Source organism: Rubrobacter marinus (genome assembly GCF_011492965.1).
GTDB classification, from domain to species: Bacteria; Actinomycetota; Rubrobacteria; order Rubrobacterales; family Rubrobacteraceae; genus Rubrobacter_F; species Rubrobacter_F marinus.
In genome coordinates this window covers 2,383,310-2,399,921 of the sequence record NZ_CP045121.1, presented here as the reverse complement: position 1 = coordinate 2,399,921, position 16,612 = coordinate 2,383,310, and the positions used below count along the sequence as shown (strand labels likewise).

The window sequence follows — 16,612 nt, the reverse complement described above, 5'->3', positions numbered from 1 at the left end:
GGCGGCTCGGATGGAGGGGCGGGCGCCGGCATGAGGGTCAGGGTCGCGGCCCTCGCCCTCGGGATGGTCGCGCTGGCGGGGCTGGCCCTCGCGCTGGCGCCGGCCCACCTCGTCGGGGCGGGGGAGTATGTCGCCGAACATCCGCTGGAGGTAGGGCTGGCGCTCGTCGCCTACACGGGGGCGTTCGTCCTGAGGGCGGCCGCCTGGCGCCCGCTCGCCGGGGCGCCGGTGCCCAGAGGCAGGCTCTTCTCGCTCCTCATGGGCGCCCTGTTCCTGAACCACGCCGCGCCCGCGAAGGCCGGCGATATCGCCCGCATGTACGCCCTCTCCCGGCGCGGCGTGGCGGGGGAGGAGGCGGTGGCCGGCGTCGTGGCGAGCCGGGCGGTCGACCTCGCGGGCCTGCTCGCGGTGCTCGGCGCCGCGTGGACGCTGGCCGGGGCCGGTGGCTGGGAGCGGGCGGTCCTGCCCGCCGGGGTCGTGGTCTGCGCGGTCTCCGCCCTCGCCCTGATACCACGCCTCGGGCTGCGGCTCCCCCGCGCTTCCTCCGGTCGCCTCGCCGGACTGTTGCGGCGAGCGGAGGGGGTCCTCGCGGCCCTGCGCGGGGTCTCGCCCGGCGCGCTCGCGAGGTCGTTCGCGTTCGCGGCGCCGGCCTGGGTGCTGGAGGCCGGTATCCTCTGGACCGTAGGGAGGGGCTCGGGATGGGGCTCTCGGCCGCGGAGGTGGTCGCGGCCACGCTCTTCGCGGTGCTCGTCGCCGCGGTTCCGCTCACGCCGGGGGCTCTCGGTACCTACGAGGCCGGGATGGTCGCGATCCTGCTCACCTTCGGGTGCCGGCCGAGACCGCGTTCGCCGCCGCCGTGGCGACGCACGCGATCAAGTTCCTGTACGCATTCGCCGCGGCCCCTTCGCCTTTGCGGAGGGGCTCGCGGCCGTTCGGAAAGGGGTGGCCGATGAAGCCGGCCTCCAGGTTTGAGATAGTCGCCGCCCGGTGCTGGAACGTCCTCAACGAGGGAAGTCGTTCCACCCCGTCTTCGTCCTCGGGACGTTCTTGCTGCTACACCTCCCGGACCTGCTCAGCGGCGGGTTCTGGGGCCTGGCGCTGCCGGCGCTCGCGCTGACGGCCCCGCTGGTGGTGCTCTTCGTCCGCTACGACTTCCCGCTGGGGCTCCGGCGCGCGCTGCTCGTGTTCCTCGCGGCTTTCCTGCTGCTGTTCCGCTTCGTCGACCTCGCGGCGCTCGGGCTCGTGCTCGGGCTCTACGTGTTCTTTACCGTCTTCTTCTGGGGGACGTTCTACTACCACCTGAGGACCGGGGCGCCCAAGACCAACTTCATACGGTTCTGGAAACTCGTCTGGGAAAACCCGGACTCGACCAGCGGCAACTTCCAGGAGCAGGTGCCCAAGGCCCTGATCGCGCTGTTCACGCTGGAGTACCTCGTCGCCGAGCCCCCGAGCCCCGGCCGCGCCCTGCTCGTCCTCGGGTTCACCCTCCTCGTCGGCGTCGCGTCTTACCTCGTCCACAGGTTCCTTTTTACGTGGAAGCCCGTGTACCCGGCGGAGCCGACGCGCGAGGTGAACGAGGACGGGCCGCTGGCGAAGCGCGTGATCGTGGTGGTCATCGACGGGTGCCGCCTCGACCGCTTCCGTGAGGCCGAGAAGCCGTACCTGGAGAAGATGATGGCGCGGGGGACGGTCTACGAGAGCGTGGAGACGACGTATCCTGCGCGGACGGTGGTCTGCTTCTCGTCGATGTTCACGGGGGCGTCGCCGGAGGCGCACGGGATCCGCTCGAACCTCGTCCTGAAGCTCGGGCTCAAGGTCGAGAGCATCTTCGACGTCCTGAGGAGGCACGGAAAGGTCGGGCGGCTCGTAGGGATCGCGCACCTCATCGACTCCTTCGGGGACGACGTCGCGAGCGTGACGAGCGTCGCGCACAACGACAAGATCGACCAGAACCTCATCGCCGCGGCCCGGCGCGAGCTCCACGAGCACGACCCGGAGCTCCTGATCCTCCAGCTTCTCGCCGTGGACCAGAACGGCCACACGCGCGGCACGTACTACCCGGAGTACGTCGAGCGCATCGAGATCACCGACGGCCTCATCGAGGAGTTCATGCGCTGGTGCGAGGAGCGCGGCTACCTCGAAGACGCCGCCGTCGTCCTCATGGCCGACCACGGCCAGGGCATCGGCATCGGCGCCCACGGGCACCTCTCCGAGGGCGAGCGCTTCGTCCCGTTCGCGATGTGGGGCAAGGGATAGCCGAGGGCCGCGTCGTGAAGGAGCCCCGCTCCATCCTCGACCTCGCGCCCACGATAAGCTACCTCCTCGGCGTCGAGCCCCGGCGGGCTCCACGGGCCGCGTACTCACCGAGGCCGTGGAGCGCCGGGGCACGCGGGAGCGCTCGTGAGGCGCCTCGCCGTCGTCGTCCCGCGATGGACGAGGAGGCCACCATCGGGGAGCTTCTGGACCGCATCGAGCGCGTCCGCGTGCCCGGCTGCGAGCTCTTCGCCGTCGTGGTCGACGACGGCTCCGGCGACCGCACCGCGGAGATCTCCGTCCGGCGCGGCGCCCTCGTCGTCCGCCACGAGGGGAACAGGGGCCTCGGCGCGGCCGTGCGCACGGGCCTCCGAACGGCCGTGGAGGAGGGGCAGACCTCGTCGCCTACCTCGACGCGGACCTCGAGTACTACCCGAGGACATACCCCGCCTCGTCGGGCCGATCCTCGACGGAAGGGCCGAGTACGTGCTCGGGAGCAGGTTCCGGGGGGAGAGCGGGGTGGGGGGGATGCGGGCGTACCGCTGGCTCGGCAACCACGCCTTCACCGGCCTGCTCGTCCTCCTGACGCGCTGCCCCATCACCGACGGCCAGACCGGGATGCGGGCCTTCTCGCGGGAGGCCGCGGGGAGCGCCGAGATCATCCACGACTACAACTACGCCCAGGTCCTCACCATCGACCTCGTGCGCAAGGGCTTCCGCCTGCTCGAAGTCCCCATCCGCTACCGCCTCCGCGAGCACGGCGCCTCCTTTATAAGCTGGCGCTACCCGGCGAAGGTCCTCCCCGCCATCTGGCGCGAGCTCCGGGCGCCGTAGGGGGGAAGCCGCTCAGGGCCCTCGCCTCCGGGGCCTCGATCGCACACGTTAGAAGTAAATGCATCGAAAGATGTATGTTGCAGCTAAGTATACGTTTTGCTGCATGAGATAATCGTCGTATGGGTCAGGCGCGCGACAACGGGGCCGATGGGGGTACCAGGGTGCAGGAGTGGCGCGAGGCGGAGACGCGTTACCGGACGGTGATCGAGCAGTCTCCGCTCTCGATCCACGTGTTCGAGCCCGAGGGGCGGACGCTCCTGGCAAACAGCTCCTGGAACGAGCTCTGGAACCTCGAGGAGGGCGAGGAGCCCGAGGGTACGAGCATCTTCGACGACGCGCAGATGCGCGCCACGGGGCTCCTGCCGTACATCGAGACGAGCATGGCCGAGGGCCCGGTCAAGCCGCCGCCCCTGTACTACGATCCGGCCAGGACCGGGCGGGAGGGCGAGCCGCGCTGGCTGCAGGCCTTCGTCTACCCCGTAAACGACGACGCGGGGAACGTGCGCGAGGTGACCCTCATCATCGAGGACGTCACGGAGCGCAAAGCGCTCGAAGACAAGCTCGCCTACCAGGCCTACCACGATCCCCTGACCGGTCTCCCGAACAGGGCCCTGCTCCTCGATCGCCTCGAGCAGGCGCTCAAGCGCGTCGAGCGGCAGGGGGGCTTGAGCAGGGTCGCGGTGCTGTTCACGGACCTGGACAACTTCAAGCTCGTCAACGACTCCCTCGGCCACGAGGCCGGAGACCACCTCCTCGTCGAGGTGGCTGGGAGGATCTCGTCCTGCCTGAGGCCGGAGGACACCGTGGCGAGGCTCGGCGGCGACGAGTTCGTCGTCCTGCTCGAAGGGGTGGCGGGCGTCGCGGAGGCGACCGCCGTCGCGGAGAGGATCTCACGGGAGCTCGACGCGCCGTTCGCCCTGAGGGGTCAGGAGGTCTTCGTGACGACGAGCACCGGCATCGTCCTGGGCGGGCCGGACAACGCCGAGGACCTCTTGCGGGACGCAGACGTCGCCATGTACCGGAGCAAGGAGTCCGGCAAGGACCGTCACGAGGTGTACGAGGCGGACATGCGGGCGCGCACCGCGAAGCGTCTGGGTCTCGAAGGGGACATGAGGCGGGCGGTGGAGCGCGGGTGCGAGGAGTTCGTGGTCCGCTACCAGCCCCTGATCGACACGGCAACGGGCCGGACGTCGGGGCTGGAGGCGCTCGTGAGGTGGGAGCACCCCGAGCGCGGCCTGGTGTCCCCCAGCGATTTCATACCCCTGGCGGAGGAGACGGGCATGATCATCGCCATAGGGCGACGGGTGCTCCGGGAGGCCTGCAGCCGGGCCCGCGATTGGAGCAGCCTGGGCCCCGGGGGACGGGGCATCGAGGTAAGCGTCAACCTCTCGGCCCGCCAGTTTCGCGACCCCGGGCTCCTCGAGGACGTCGCCCGGGTCCTCGGCGAGACCGGGCTGCGCCCCGGCGCGCTGACCCTCGAGGTGACGGAGGGCATCCTGACGGAGGACACGCCGGTCGTCCTCGCCACCGTGCAGTACCTTGGTCTCCTCGGGGTGAAGCTCGCCATCGACGACTTCGGTACCGGCTACTCCTCGCTCGCCCACGTCAAGCGCTTCCCCGTCGACTACCTCAAGATCGACCGCTCGATCGTGAGCGGGATCGAGGAGGACCCGCGGGACGAAGCCATCGTCTCGGCGGCGATAACCCTGGCGCACGCCCTGGGGGAGCGGGTGGTCGCCGAGGGCGTCGAGACCGAGGGGCAGCTCGCCCGGTTGCGCGAGCTGGGCTGCGAGGTCGCCCAGGGCTTCCATTTCTCCAGACCCCTCGACGGCGAGGCGCTCGCGGCGTGGCTCGACGCCGGGAAGTAGCGGCTCCGCCGCGGGATCAGCGCATGGACCTCATCACGAGCTTCTTGACGACGGTCTGGTAGGCGCCGGGCAGCAGCCGCGCCAGCCCGTCGATCACGTAGGCGTCGGGGCCGACGAGCACGCGGCGCTTGTCCTTCTGCACCGCGCACAAAATGGTCTGTGCTGCCTTCTCGGGCTCGGTGATGAAGAGCTTCTCGAAGTTCTTGCGGCTCTCCTCGGGGTCGACGCCGAGGCTCCGCAGGCTCTCGTCCGAGCGCGCGGAGCGGGCGACGTTCGTCTTGATGCCGCCGGGGTGGACGCTCGTCGCGCTCACCGGCGCGCCGCTCAGCTCCAGTTCCATGCGCAGGGCCTCCGTGAAGCCGCGGACCGCGGACTTCGAGGCGTTGTACGCGCCCTGCCCCGGGACGCTGATGAGGGCGAAGACGCTGGAGACGTTGACGACGTGGCCCTCGCCGGAGGACTTGAGGTGGGGCAGGAAAGCTTTCGTGCCGTTCACCACGCCCCAGAAGTTTATGCGGAAGAGCCACTCGAAGTCCTCGTAGCCCCCGCCCTCGATCGTCGAGCCCAGGGCGACGCCGGCGTTGTTGAAGATCAGGTTGACCCCGCCGTGCTCCGCCGCCGCTTGGTCCGCCCAGGCGTGGACCGCCTCGCGCTCGGCGACGTCTACCCGCGTCCCCGAGACCTTCACCCCAAGCCGCCGCGCCGCCTCGACCGTCCCGGCGAGGCCCCCCTCGTCGACGTCGGCGAGCGCGAGGTCGCAGCCCCGCCGGGCGAGGTCCATGGAGAGCGCGCGGCCTATGCCGGACCCCGCGCCCGTGACGGCGGCGACCTTGCGCGAGAACGACTTCATCGTGATACGGCTCCTATCTGCGAAGTGGACGTTGCAACCCTACGCCCGCGAACTTCCCCTGCCCGCGAGCAGCGCCCGCGTGGCGCCGGCTATCTCTATTACGGCCTCCCGCGAGACGCGGCTGGTGCCGACGGCGTTGAAGAAGCTGTGTATGAGGCCGGGGAACCGCCGGAGAACGACCGGCACGCCCGCCGCGCGCAGCCCGTCGGCGTAGGCCTCGCCCTCGTCGCGCAAGGGGTCGAAGCCCGCGGTCACGACGAGGGCGGGCGCCGCGCCGCTCAAGTTCCCGGCGCGCAGCACCGAGAGGCGCGGGTCCGAGGGGTCGGCGCCGGCGACGTACTGGGCCGCGAACCATTCCAGAAGCTCGCGCGTGAGCAGGAAGCCGCCGCCGAAGAGCTCGTGCGAACGCGTGTGTTCCGCCATGTTGGTGGCGGGGTAGACGAGCACCTGCAGGACGGGCGCCGACCCGCCCTCCCGGGCCGCTTGCCACGAGACGACCGCCGCGATGTTGCCCCCCGCGCTGTCGCCCGCGACGGCGACCCTGTCCGCGTCCGCGCCGAGCTCCGCGGCGTGCGCGAGCGCCCAGCGGAACGCCGCCCGGCCGTCCTCGACCGCCGCCGGGAACGGGTGCTCCGGCGCGAGCCGGTAGTCCACGGCCAGCACGTGCGCCCCGGCGTGGCGACAGAGGAGGCGACACGGGGCGTCGTGGGTGTCCAGGTCCCCGATCACGAAGCCGCCGCCGTGAAAGAAGACGACGAGAGGATGCGGGCCCCCGGGCTCGTCGGGGGCGTAGTGGCGCGCGGAGAGCCTCCCCTCCGCGCCCTGAACCGTCAGGTCTCGCACGGCGCCCACGGGGACCGGCTCGCCCCCCGAGACGGCGGTCTGGCGGCGGTAGGCCTCACGGGCCTCGGCCGGCGGCATCGTCTCTAGCGGGGGAGCCCCGCGGCGCTCCAGCACCGAGAGGGCGAGCTGCAGGTCCGGCTCCAGCGTCTGGCCGTCCACGCGCACCGGGGGGCGGCCGGAGAGCCGGACCTGCGCCCGCGGCGGTAGCGTGCAGAGCAGGCGCGCGGCGCGCAGCTCGAGGCGTTGGCGCGCGGAGAGGGTGGACTTCAAGGGCTGCCGCCTTCCTGGTCTGGATCGCAAGGTGCTGTCGAGGGACCCACGAGCAGGCCCGCTGCCGGGGGGGTGGCGAGGGGGGATCAGGCGCGGATCGCCTCTTCTCGCGGGGCTTTCGGGGCGCGCCGGACGGGGCGGAGGTGGTAGTGCTCGGGGTCGAAGCGGCGCAGCATGCGGCGGAAGCCCCACATCGTGCGCGGCCACATGAGGCTCGGCCTCTGGCCGTCGTCGAGGTACCAGCTCACGCAGCCTCCGCGGGCCCACACCGTCCGGTCGAGGTCTTCGCCGACCCACTCCATGTACCGATCCTGCGCGTCGGCGCGCACCTCGACGTTGGAGAGGCCCTTCTCCCGCATCAGGCGCAGGGCGTCCATCACGTAGGCCGTCTGGGCCTCGGCCTTCCAAATCATGGAGCCGTGCCCGGAGCCCGTGCCCGCGCTGCAGATGTTGAAGAAGTTGGGGAAGCCCGCGACCGTCGTGGCGCGGTGGAAGCGGGGCCTGCCGCCCCAGACCTCGTTCAGCGAGCGCCCCGCGCGGCCCCGGATGAGGGAGAAGACCGGGGGCGTCGTCGTCTCGAAGCCCGTGGCGAAGACGATGGCGTCGACCTCGCGCTCCGTGCCGTCGGCGGCGACGACGCTCCCCTCCCGGACCTCCCGGAGCGCGCTGCTCACGAGCTCCACGTTCGGACGATCCAGGGCGGGGTAGAAGTCGTTCGAGATCAGGACGCGCTTGCAGCCGATCTCGTAGTCCGGCCTGAGCCTGGCGCGGAGGTCCGGGTCCCCGACCTGCTGCTCCAGGTGGGAGCGCGACGCCCGCTCGAAGAGCCGGCGCACCACCGGGTTTCGCCGGATCATGCGGTAGTTCAGCCCGTCGCGGACGAGAAACTGCTTGAGCCGGTACAGCGTCACGAGCGCCGGCACCCTCCGCAGCAGGCGCTTCTCCCCCTCCGAGACCTCGCGCTCCGGACGCGGCACCACCCAGCCCGGGGTGCGCTGGAAGACGTGGAGCCCCTCGACGCGCCGCTGAAGCTCCGGCACGATCTGGACGGCCGAGGCCCCGGTACCGACGACGGCGACGCGCTCGCCGGAGAGGTCGTGCCCGTGATCCCAGCGGCTGGAATGGATCATCTTCCCCCGGAACCGATGGAGCCCGGCCACGTGCGGGTAGACGGGCTCCGTGAGCGGTCCCGCGCAGGCCACGAGGACGTCCGCGCTCATGTGTCCCCGCGTCGTGGTGATGCGCCACCGCGCGGCGTCGTCGTCCCAGGTCGCGTCGAGGAGCTCCTCCCCCAGGCGGATCCAGGGCGCGAGGCCCCCTTCTCGACCACCCTTCGAGGTAGCCCCGGATCTGGCCGCCACTGGAGAACGAACGGTCCCACTCGGGGTTCGGCGCGAAGGAGAGCGAGTAGAGGTGCGAGGGCACGTCGCAGGCCGCCCCGGGGTAGGTGTTGTCCCGCCACACCCCCCGACGCTCCCGGCGCGCTCCAGGACGGCGAAGTCTTCCTCCCCCGCCCGCGCAGCCGCCAGGCGACCGAGAGTCCGCTGAAGCCGGCGCCGACGACCACGACGCGCACGTGCCGCCCGCCGCGACCGCCCTCTTCTCCAACCCCCGAACGGGTCTCCATGGTTGTCATACGGCGCCCCTCCCTCGCTTGCGACCCATACCCGTGCCGATTATAACGGCCGCGCGGCGGAGCTCCGGCTCGCCTCTGATCCCGACCGGGCAGGAGCATCCCGCGCGCCGCGAGCGCTTGCGGCGGGGCGCGAGTTAAAGAATTATTCGCGTCAGCCGATAATAAAGGTAGGAACCTGTGGCAGGGCTTACGGCACATTACAACGCGCTGGTGGGGTAGGGCATGACGATGGTGGGGGATCGGGGAGAGCGTGAGAGGGCGCGTCTGGAGGCGTTGGATCGCCTGGACGCGGTTCGGTACGAGGCGGATCACGTCCTGCAGGGGCTGGTCGACGATGCGCGCGAGGCGTTCGGGACCGACCTCTGCTCGATCAACCTCTTGCTCTCGAGGTCCCTCTATTTCAGGGCCTGGTCGGGGGAGCTCCCCGAGGATCTTGCGAGGGACCGGCGGGGACCGCGGGAGCAGATGGTGTGCCGCCACGTGGTGGGCACGGAGGCGCCCCTGGTGGTGCGCGACTTCCTGTGTTCGGGCGGGTTCGAGGAGGAGCCCGTCTGCGCGCTCTACGGGGTCCGCTTCTACGCCGGGGTGCCCCTGCTCACCTCCGAGGGACACGTCGTGGGCTCCCTCTGCCTGCTGAGCGCGGAGCCGATCGAGTTCGACGAGCACGACCTGAAGTTGCTCCAAGCGTTCGGCAGGGCGGTGGTGAGCAGGCTCGAGACCCTCGGCTCGCTCGGTCGCGAGCGGGCCGCCCGGGAGGAGGAGGCCCGGCGGAGGAGGGAGGTCGGGCGCCTGGCCCGCCACAACGAGCGGATACTGCGCTCCGCCGTCGAGGGGATCCTGGGCCTCGACGTCGGGGGGAAGATCGAGTTCGCCAACCCCGCCGCCGCCGCCATGCTCGGCTACGAGCCCGAGGAGCTCGTGGGCGAGAACATGCACGACCTCGTTCACCACACCCGTCCCGACGGGAGCCCGTACCCGCGGGAGGAGTGCCCCAACTACCTGGCCGTGCGCAACGGGATCACCAAGAGGGCCGACGGGGAGGTGTTCTGGCGCAGGGACGGCACCGCGTTCCCGGTCGAGTACGCGAGCAACCCGGTCCTCGAGAACGACGAGCTGAAGGGCGCCGTGGTCACCTTCGACGACGCCACGGAACGCAAGGAGACCGAGGAGGACCTGCGGCAGCAGAGGGACCTCTACGAGACCCTGCTCAGGGCCCAGAGCGAGGCCGGGGAGGGGCTGCTCATCGTCGAAGACCGGCGCGTCGTGTACGCCAACGAGGCCTTCTGCGCGATCAGCGGGTACGGGCTCGAGGAACTGGAGAACATGGAGTCCGTCGTGGAGCTGCTCCCGCCCGAGCACAGGGCGTGGGCCGAGGGGCGCCTGCGCCGCCGCACCGGCTTCCCCGAAGGTTTCCTCGGCCGCCGGCAGGTCACGATCCTCCACAAGAGTGGGCGGCCGGTGAGCGTGGAGCTCGGGCTCATGCCGCTCCGCATGGGCGGCAAGCCGCGTCTCATGCTGGTGGCGCGCGACGTCACCGATCGGAAGGAGGCCGAGGAGGCGCTGCGCGAGAGCGAGGAGCGCTTCCGCTCGCTCATCCAGCACGCCTCGGACATCATCGTGCTCATGACCGGCGACGGCGAGATCGAGTACGTAAGCCCGTCCGTTCGCGGGATCTGGGGCTACCTCCCCGAGGACCTGATCGGCACGGACGCCTACGCGCTCGTCCACCCCGACGACGTGGAGCGCGTGCGGGCCTTTCACGCCGAGAGCAACGAGACGCCGGGCGTCAAGCCCGTGCTGGAGCTGCGCATGCGCCGCGCCGACGGTTCCTGGCGTTACGTCGAGGGCATCGGCAACAACCTGCTCGAAGAGCCGAGCGTGGGCGGGATCGTCGTTACGCTCCGCGACATCACCGAGCGCAAGGAGGCAGAGGACGCCCTCAAGGAGAGCGAGCAACGCTTCCGCTCTCTGGTCCAGAACGCCTCGGACCTGATCACGGTGCTCACGGCCGACGGCGTCGTCCTCTACGAGAGCCCCGCGATCGAGGGGATGCTCGGCTACGCGCCGGAGGAGCTGATCGGGAGCACGACCTTCGACCTCATACACCCGGACGACGCCCCGAGGGTGCTCAGGGCGTTCGCCAAGCTCTCCGAGGACAGCGGGGCGAACCCGTACATCGAGTACCGCTTCCGCCACGCGGACGGCTCGTGGCGCCACCTCGAATCCAGCGGCGCCAACCTCCTCGACGAGCCGAGCGTGCGGGGGATCGTGGTCAACTCCCGCGACGTCACGGAGCGCAAGGCCCTGGAGGAGAGGCTGACGCACCAGGCGCTCCACGACGGGCTGACCGCACTCCCCAACCGCGCCCTGTTCATGGACCGCCTGGGGCACGCCCTCGACCGCGGCGAGGCTCACGCCGCGGTCCTGTTCGTGGACCTCGACGACTTCAAGGTGGTCAACGACTCCCTGGGCCACGAGGTGGGCGACCGCATGCTCGTCGCGGTCGGCGAACGTCTGGGGACCTGCCTGCGCCCGGAGGATACGCTCGCGCGCCTCGGCGGCGACGAGTTCGCCGTCCTGCTCGAGGACGTCCGGGGCAGTGACGAGGCGACCGGCGCCGCCGGGCGCATAGCGGAGGCGCTGCGGGACCCATTCACGCTCGGGGAGCACGAGGTCTTCGTCTCCGCCAGCATCGGCATCGCCCTCGGCGGCGGGGACCCGCGCCCGGGGCTGCCGGACGATCTGCTGCGCCAGGCGGACATGGCGATGTACGAGGCGAAGAAGAAGGGCAAGGCCAACCACGAGGTCTTCGAGCCGCGCATGGACGCCCCCGCCCTCGGACGGCTGAGGATGGGCACCGACCTGAGGAGGGCCGTCGAGCGCGGCGAGTTCCGCGTCCACTACCAGCCCGAGGTCTCCCTCGAGACCGGCGAGGTCGTCGGCTTCGAGGCGCTGGTGCGCTGGGAGCACCCCGAGCACGGGCTCGTCGCCCCGGCCCGCTTCATCCCCGTCGCCGAGGAGACCGGGCTTATCGTCCCGATGGGCCGCTGGGTGCTCGAGGAGGCGTGCCGCCAGGCGAGGGCGTGGCAGGACCTCCGCCCGGACGGCCCGCCCCGCGTGATGAGCGTCAACCTCTCGGCGAGGCAGTTCGAGCACCCCGACCTCGCCCGGGACGTCGCCCGCGCCCTGCGTGAGAGCGGCCTGGAGCCGGGCCGCCTGGTCCTCGAGATCACCGAGAGCGTCGTCATGAACGACGCGCGCTCCACCGTCGGCACGCTCGGGGAGCTCAAGGCCCTGGGCGTCCGGCTCGCGATCGACGACTTCGGGACGGGCTACTCGTCGCTCTCCTACCTCAGGCGCTTCCCCGTCGACTACCTCAAGGTCGACCGCTCCTTCGTCGACGGTATCGGGGAGGACCCGGGGGACGCGGTGCTCGTCTCCGGCATCGTGGACCTCGCCCACGCCCTGGGCCTGAACGTGGTGGCCGAGGGCGTGGAGACGCAGGAGCAACTCGCGCTCCTGCGGGGCATGGGGTGCGACCTCGCGCAGGGCTACCACTTCGCCAGGCCCCTCCCAAGCGAGGAAGCCTCGACGCTCCTCGCGAGAGCTCGCCCGCTGGGATAGGCGCGCCCCTCAGGGGACGGCGGTGGACCTAGCCGACCAGGGCGCCCCGGTAGAGCTCTATCTCCTCCAGAAACTGACCGCTGCCCCGGGCGACGCACGAGAGGGCGTCCTCGGCGATGTGCACGGGGATGCCGGTCTCACGGCGCAGCCGCTCGTCGAGGTGCCTGAGGAGCGCGCCGCCGCCGGCGAGGATCATGCCGCGGTCCATGACGTCCGATGCGAGCTCGGGGGGCGTCCGGTCCAGGGTGTCGCGGACCGCCGCGACTACGGCTTCGAGCGGCATGCTGATCGCCTCCCGGATCTCCTCGCTCGTCACCGTTATCGTCTTCGGCAGGCCCTCGACGAGGTCGCGCCCGCGGATCTCGGCCTCGTCCTCCTCTTCCAACGGACACGCGCTGCCGAGCTCGATCTTGAGCTGCTCCGCCGTTTGGGAGCCTATGGCAAGCTTGTACTCCCTCTGGATGTAGCCCGTGATCGCCGCGTCGAAGTCGTTGCCGGCGATGCGGACCGAAGACTTGGTCACGATGCCGCCCAAGGACATGACCGCGACCTCGCTCGTCCCGCCGCCGACGTCGACGACCATGCACCCTTCGGCCTCGTTGACGGGCAGCCCCGCCCCGATGGCCGCCGCCAGGGGCTCCTCGATGATGTAGGCCTGGCGCGCCCCGGCCGACTCCGTCGCCTCCTTCACCGCCCTCAGCTCCACGTCCGTGACGCCGGAGGGGACGCAGACCACCACGCGCGGCCCGATCAGGGACCGGAGCAGCCGCCTGGTCGGCTGGGTCTTGCGGACAAAGTAGGAGAGCATCTTCTCCGTCACCTCGAAGTCCGCGATCACCCCGTCCTTGAGGGGCTGCACGGCGACCACGTCGCCAGGGGTCCGCCCGATCATGCTCTTCGCCGTCGCGCCGACCGCGACGACCTTGTCGGTCCTCAGGTTTATGGCGACGACCGAGGGTTCGGAGAGGACCACCCCGCGCCCCTTGACGTACACGAGCGTGTTCGCCGTGCCAAGATCTATCGCAACGTCACTCCCGAACAGTCCTCCGACCATGCCCATTCCCAACCTCGAGGTTCGCCGGCTTTCGCGGCCCAAAGGAGGAACCCCACAAATTCCTCGCGCCACGGGCACTTACCCACCTGCCGGGGATTATATCGACCGTCACTAGAAAGAGGGCCGCCGATCGGCCGCCGCCGAAGGTTTCACGAAGATTTATCTTGCCCGGCGTCCTCGGGAATCCCCGCCCCGAACATAGGAGACGCCCGTTCTGGAAGCGAGCCCCCTGCTTTATGATGGGTGGCGTGACCGAGGCGGCGGAGAACGGGGATCTGCGGGCGCGTCTGCGCCGGGCGCTGAGCGTCCCCCTGCCCGGCTGGCGGGAGGTGTACGACGGCTTCAGGCCCCGGGACCTGACGACGGGGGAGCTCAGGCCCCGGGTGCCGGACGACGACGCGCGCCGGGCCGCCGTGCTCGTCCCGATCCTGCAAACGTCCGGCGGGGCGAGGGTCGTGTATACGCTGAGGACCGACGGGCTGCGGGACCACGCCGGGCAGGTCTCGTTTCCGGGGGGAGCGTGGACCCCGGGGACGCCTCGCTCCTGGAGACCGCGCTCCGGGAGGCCGAGGAGGAGGTGGACCTCCGGCGCGACCTCGTCGAGGTGGTGGGGGAGATGGAGGACATGTACGTCCCCCGAGCCGCTTCCTCGTCAAGCCGTTCGTCGCGCTCCTGCCCCCGGAGGCCGAGCTGGTCCTCGCCCCGGACGAGGTCGAGGTCATCTTCAGCGTCCCATTGGAGGAGCTGATGTCGCCCGGCTCCCTCAAGACGGAGGTCTGGGAGCGGGACGGACGCCGCATCGAGGTTCCCCTCTTCGCGGTCGGCGGGCACGAGATCTGGGGCGCCACCGCCGCCATGACCGCCAACCTCCTCGCTCGCCTCGGCTGGGACGCGAGGGCGCTCCTCCGCTAGCCCCGGCCCCTACGGGATCGTCCCCCTCGCAGACGAGTTTTCGAGGTTCTGGTAACGGCCTTACGTCGTGCGCCGTTCCGGCGCGGTAGAGTCGCGCGAATGGCTACCACCCGGAGACACGAAGGGGACACGGACGAGACCGTAGGGGAGCACCCGCACTCCGTCTGGAAGGACCACAACCTGCACGTCGTCTGGACGGTCACGCTGATGGCGGTCCTCGGGACGTCGAGCATCACGCCGGCGTTCCCGACGATCGTGCAGGAGCTCGGCGTCTCGCCGGGGCAGGTCGTCCTGCTCATCACGTTCTTCACGCTGCCGGGCGTGCTGCTCACGTTCGTATCGGGGGTGCTCTCGGACAGGTTCGGAAGGAAGGCCATCCTCGTCCCCTCGCTGTTCCTTTTCGGAATCGCCGGCGGGGCCTGCATGTTCGTCCGCGACTTCGAGCTTCTTCTGGGGCTGCGCGCCCTGCAGGGGGTGGGGGCCGCGTCGCTCGGGGCGACGAACGTCACCCTGATCGGGGACCTCTTCTTCGGCAACGAACGCACCGAGGCCCTCGGGTACAACTCCTCGGTCCTGAGCATCGGCACGGCGAGCTACCCCGCCATCGGCGGCGCCCTGGCTACCTTCGCCTGGTACTACCCCTTCGCGCTCCCCCTCTTCGCCATCCCCATAGCTTTTCTCGTGATGTTCTCGCTCCATAACCCGGACGTAAGAAACGAGCAGGGGTTCAAGGAGTACTTCGGCAGCGTGTGGGAGCACGTAAGGGACAAGCGCGTCGCCGGCCTCTTCGTCGGCAGCCTCGTCACCTTCGTGATCCTCTTCGGCTCGCTCATCACGTACCTCCCAATCTTGATGAACGAGTTTTTCCGGGCATCCCCGTTCGTCATCGGGGTCGTGGTCGCCAGCTCCTCCCTCACCACCGCCCTCACCTCGACCCAGATGGGGAGGCTCTCGTCCCGGTTCTCCGAGAAGGCGCTGATCCGCCTCTCCTTCATCCTCTACGCCGTCGCCCTCTGCGCCGTCCCCCTCGCCCCGAACGTGTGGACGCTCCTCGTCGCGACCGTCGTCTTCGGGGTCGCCCAGAGCCTCAACCTCCCGAACTCCTTCTCGCTCCTGACCGCCGCCGCCCCGACGGAGAACCGGGGCGCCTTCCTCGCCCTCAACAGCACCATCCTCCGCCTCGGCCAGACCGTGGGGCCGCTCCTGATGTCCGCCGCGGCGGCGGGCTTCGGGCTCGGCGGGGCCTACTTCGCCGCCGCGGTCCTCGCCGTCGTCATGTCCCTCCTCGCCCTCGTCCTGATCCGCTAGGGCTCCCATAGTGCTTTAAGCACCACGCGGGCCAGGAGAATGGCCCCTCCCGGACGACGACGCCCCCACGCATACGCCGTAGGATCGATCCATGCAAGGAACGGTCCCCGCAGCAGCCCTGATCCTGCTCGCAGCCCTCGCGCTCCCCGCGAGCGCGGACGAGCAGACGGGCGTCGCCTCCCTCCGCCGGCCCGAGCCGACGGGCCTGCTCGATCGGAACGAGGCAGCCGAGGTCGCGCGAGCGATGGACGAGGCCGAGCGCAGGACCGGTCGCACGATCCACGTCGACGTCGTCGTGGACGAGACCGGTCGCAGGGTCTCGACCGGCTGGACCTACTACTCCCCGCCCGACGCAGCCGGTCACGCCACGGAGACCCCGATGCCGGTGCTCGCCGAGGACGTCAACGCCCCCGACGGCATCGTCGTCCTCGTGGATCCCTTCGAGGGGACGGGCTCCTTCGTGGAAGCGCCGGGCCTCTCGGACCGGGAAGAGCGCTACCTCTCCGACCTCATGACCTCCAGGTTCCGCCGCGGCTCCTACGGCGCCGGCCTGATCGCCGCGGCGCGCGGGCTCGAAGACCGGCTCGCGCCCCGCGGACCCTGCCGTCCGTCCCCTCGCGCCACGAGACGGCCACGGGGTCCGGAATCTCCGCCACGTCCGTGGCCCTCTTCGCGGGGGCACGGTCGCCGTGATCTCGCTGCTCGGCTACTTCCTCCGGGGCGAGCGCTACCGCAATCCCCCGGGACCCGAGAAGGGCGTCCGGTTCGTCGCCGCCCGTCGCGACGCCGACGCTGCCCTCTCCGCCCTCGCCCCGCGGGTGATGCTGCTCGCGGAGAGGGAGATGGCCGTACTCGGCCGCATGAGGCGGCTCGAACGAAGGCCCAGCGCAGGGAGTCGGAGCGGGGCCGAAGGGCTGCTCCGCGAGGCCGTATCGGGCGGCTTCTGGGAGCGCTTCGTCGCGGCGACGGCCCTCGTCGGGGAGGACCCCGAGGCGGCGCTGCCCGAGCTCCGCCGCCTCTCGACGGAGGCGGAAGCCGCCCTGTGCAAGCTCGACGAGGCCGAGCGAGCTCTGCGCGACCCGTGGTCCGAGGAAGGGCTCGCCGGAGAGAAAGACTTTACGAGAAGGGACGAGAACGATGGATGAGCGCGCGGACGCTAC

12 protein-coding genes and 2 pseudogenes are annotated in these 16,612 nt (G+C 70.7%); 10 read left to right on the top strand and 4 right to left on the bottom strand.

Annotated features, from left to right (window positions below):
• Positions 1-30: 30 nt before the first annotated feature.
• From GBA65_RS12335 to GBA65_RS12320, 5 genes and pseudogenes are all read left to right on the top strand, one after another.
• Positions 31-972, top strand: a complete 942-nt coding sequence (locus GBA65_RS12335) for a lysylphosphatidylglycerol synthase transmembrane domain-containing protein (RefSeq protein ID WP_166396810.1) — start codon at positions 31-33, stop codon at positions 970-972.
• Positions 950-2,404, top strand: a pseudogene (locus GBA65_RS12330) (alkaline phosphatase family protein). The gene GBA65_RS12335 and the pseudogene GBA65_RS12330 overlap by 23 nt, the downstream one beginning before the upstream one ends.
• Positions 2,405-2,429: 25 nt before the next feature.
• Positions 2,430-2,573 (top strand): annotated as a pseudogene (locus GBA65_RS26485) (glycosyltransferase family 2 protein); the annotation flags it as partial.
• 166 nt (positions 2,574-2,739) lie between these two features.
• Positions 2,740-3,087 carry a glycosyltransferase family protein gene (locus GBA65_RS24395; RefSeq protein ID WP_228281299.1) on the top strand — a complete coding sequence of 116 codons (348 nt, stop codon included), beginning with the start codon at positions 2,740-2,742 and terminating at the stop codon, positions 3,085-3,087.
• A gap of 119 nt (positions 3,088-3,206) precedes the next feature.
• The gene (locus GBA65_RS12320) at positions 3,207-4,955 is read left to right on the top strand and encodes a putative bifunctional diguanylate cyclase/phosphodiesterase (protein ID WP_166396809.1); all 1,749 of its coding nucleotides are present in this window, start codon (positions 3,207-3,209) and stop codon (positions 4,953-4,955) included.
• Positions 4,956-4,971: 16 nt separating this feature from the next.
• On the opposite strand, the gene GBA65_RS12315 is transcribed toward GBA65_RS12320, so the two are convergent.
• The 3 genes from GBA65_RS12315 to GBA65_RS12305 all read right to left on the bottom strand — a co-directional run bounded on the left by GBA65_RS12315 (position 4,972) and on the right by GBA65_RS12305 (position 8,279).
• The gene (locus GBA65_RS12315; protein WP_166396808.1) at positions 4,972-5,805 is read right to left on the bottom strand and encodes an SDR family NAD(P)-dependent oxidoreductase; all 834 of its coding nucleotides are present in this window, start codon (positions 5,803-5,805) and stop codon (positions 4,972-4,974) included.
• A gap of 39 nt (positions 5,806-5,844) precedes the next feature.
• On the bottom strand, positions 5,845-6,918 hold the full coding sequence (locus GBA65_RS12310; RefSeq protein WP_166396807.1) for an alpha/beta hydrolase: 1,074 nt from the start codon (positions 6,916-6,918) through the stop codon (positions 5,845-5,847).
• Between the two features lie 86 nt (positions 6,919-7,004).
• Positions 7,005-8,279 (bottom strand): flavin-containing monooxygenase, encoded by a 1,275-nt coding sequence (locus tag GBA65_RS12305; protein ID WP_207955721.1) that lies wholly within the window; start codon positions 8,277-8,279, stop codon positions 7,005-7,007.
• Between the two features lie 497 nt (positions 8,280-8,776).
• On the opposite strand from GBA65_RS12305, the gene GBA65_RS12300 reads away from it, so the two are divergent.
• Positions 8,777-12,178, top strand: a complete 3,402-nt coding sequence (locus tag GBA65_RS12300; protein ID WP_166396806.1) for a PAS domain S-box protein — start codon at positions 8,777-8,779, stop codon at positions 12,176-12,178.
• Between the two features lie 28 nt (positions 12,179-12,206).
• Here GBA65_RS12300 and GBA65_RS12295 read toward each other — a convergent pair whose 3' ends face one another.
• On the bottom strand, positions 12,207-13,238 hold the full coding sequence (locus GBA65_RS12295; RefSeq protein WP_407691015.1) for a rod shape-determining protein: 1,032 nt from the start codon (positions 13,236-13,238) through the stop codon (positions 12,207-12,209).
• Positions 13,239-13,446: 208 nt separating this feature from the next.
• Between GBA65_RS12295 and GBA65_RS24390 the strand changes: the two genes are divergently transcribed.
• From GBA65_RS24390 to GBA65_RS12275, 4 genes are all read left to right on the top strand, one after another.
• Positions 13,447-13,980: an NUDIX domain-containing protein gene (locus tag GBA65_RS24390; RefSeq protein WP_323127096.1), complete on the top strand. Its 534-nt coding sequence runs from the start codon at positions 13,447-13,449 to the stop codon at positions 13,978-13,980.
• On the top strand, positions 13,980-14,144 hold the full coding sequence (locus GBA65_RS12285) for an NUDIX hydrolase (protein ID WP_166396804.1): 165 nt from the start codon (positions 13,980-13,982) through the stop codon (positions 14,142-14,144). The genes GBA65_RS24390 and GBA65_RS12285 overlap by 1 nt, the downstream gene beginning before the upstream one ends.
• 99 nt (positions 14,145-14,243) lie before the next feature.
• A complete protein-coding gene (locus GBA65_RS12280; protein ID WP_166396803.1) occupies positions 14,244-15,452 on the top strand; it encodes an MFS transporter in 1,209 nt (402 codons plus the stop codon).
• Between the two features lie 689 nt (positions 15,453-16,141).
• The gene (locus GBA65_RS12275; RefSeq protein WP_166396802.1) at positions 16,142-16,597 is read left to right on the top strand and encodes a hypothetical protein; all 456 of its coding nucleotides are present in this window, start codon (positions 16,142-16,144) and stop codon (positions 16,595-16,597) included.
• The last annotated feature ends 15 nt before the right edge of the window (positions 16,598-16,612 follow it).

Bases quoted from the DNA above. Each gene is read 5' to 3' on its own strand.
- GBA65_RS12280 (WP_166396803.1), top strand. From the start codon at position 14,244: ATGGCTACCACCCGGAGACACGAAGGGGACACGGACGAGACCGTAGGG.
- GBA65_RS12335 (WP_166396810.1), top strand. From the start codon at position 31: ATGAGGGTCAGGGTCGCGGCCCTCGCCCTCGGGATGGTCGCGCTGGCG.
- GBA65_RS12285 (WP_166396804.1), top strand. From the start codon at position 13,980: ATGTCGCCCGGCTCCCTCAAGACGGAGGTCTGGGAGCGGGACGGACGC.
- GBA65_RS12320 (WP_166396809.1), top strand. From the start codon at position 3,207: ATGGGTCAGGCGCGCGACAACGGGGCCGATGGGGGTACCAGGGTGCAG.
- GBA65_RS12295 (WP_407691015.1), bottom strand. From the start codon at position 13,238: ATGGGCATGGTCGGAGGACTGTTCGGGAGTGACGTTGCGATAGATCTT.
- GBA65_RS12315 (WP_166396808.1), bottom strand. From the start codon at position 5,805: ATGAAGTCGTTCTCGCGCAAGGTCGCCGCCGTCACGGGCGCGGGGTCC.
- GBA65_RS12300 (WP_166396806.1), top strand. From the start codon at position 8,777: ATGACGATGGTGGGGGATCGGGGAGAGCGTGAGAGGGCGCGTCTGGAG.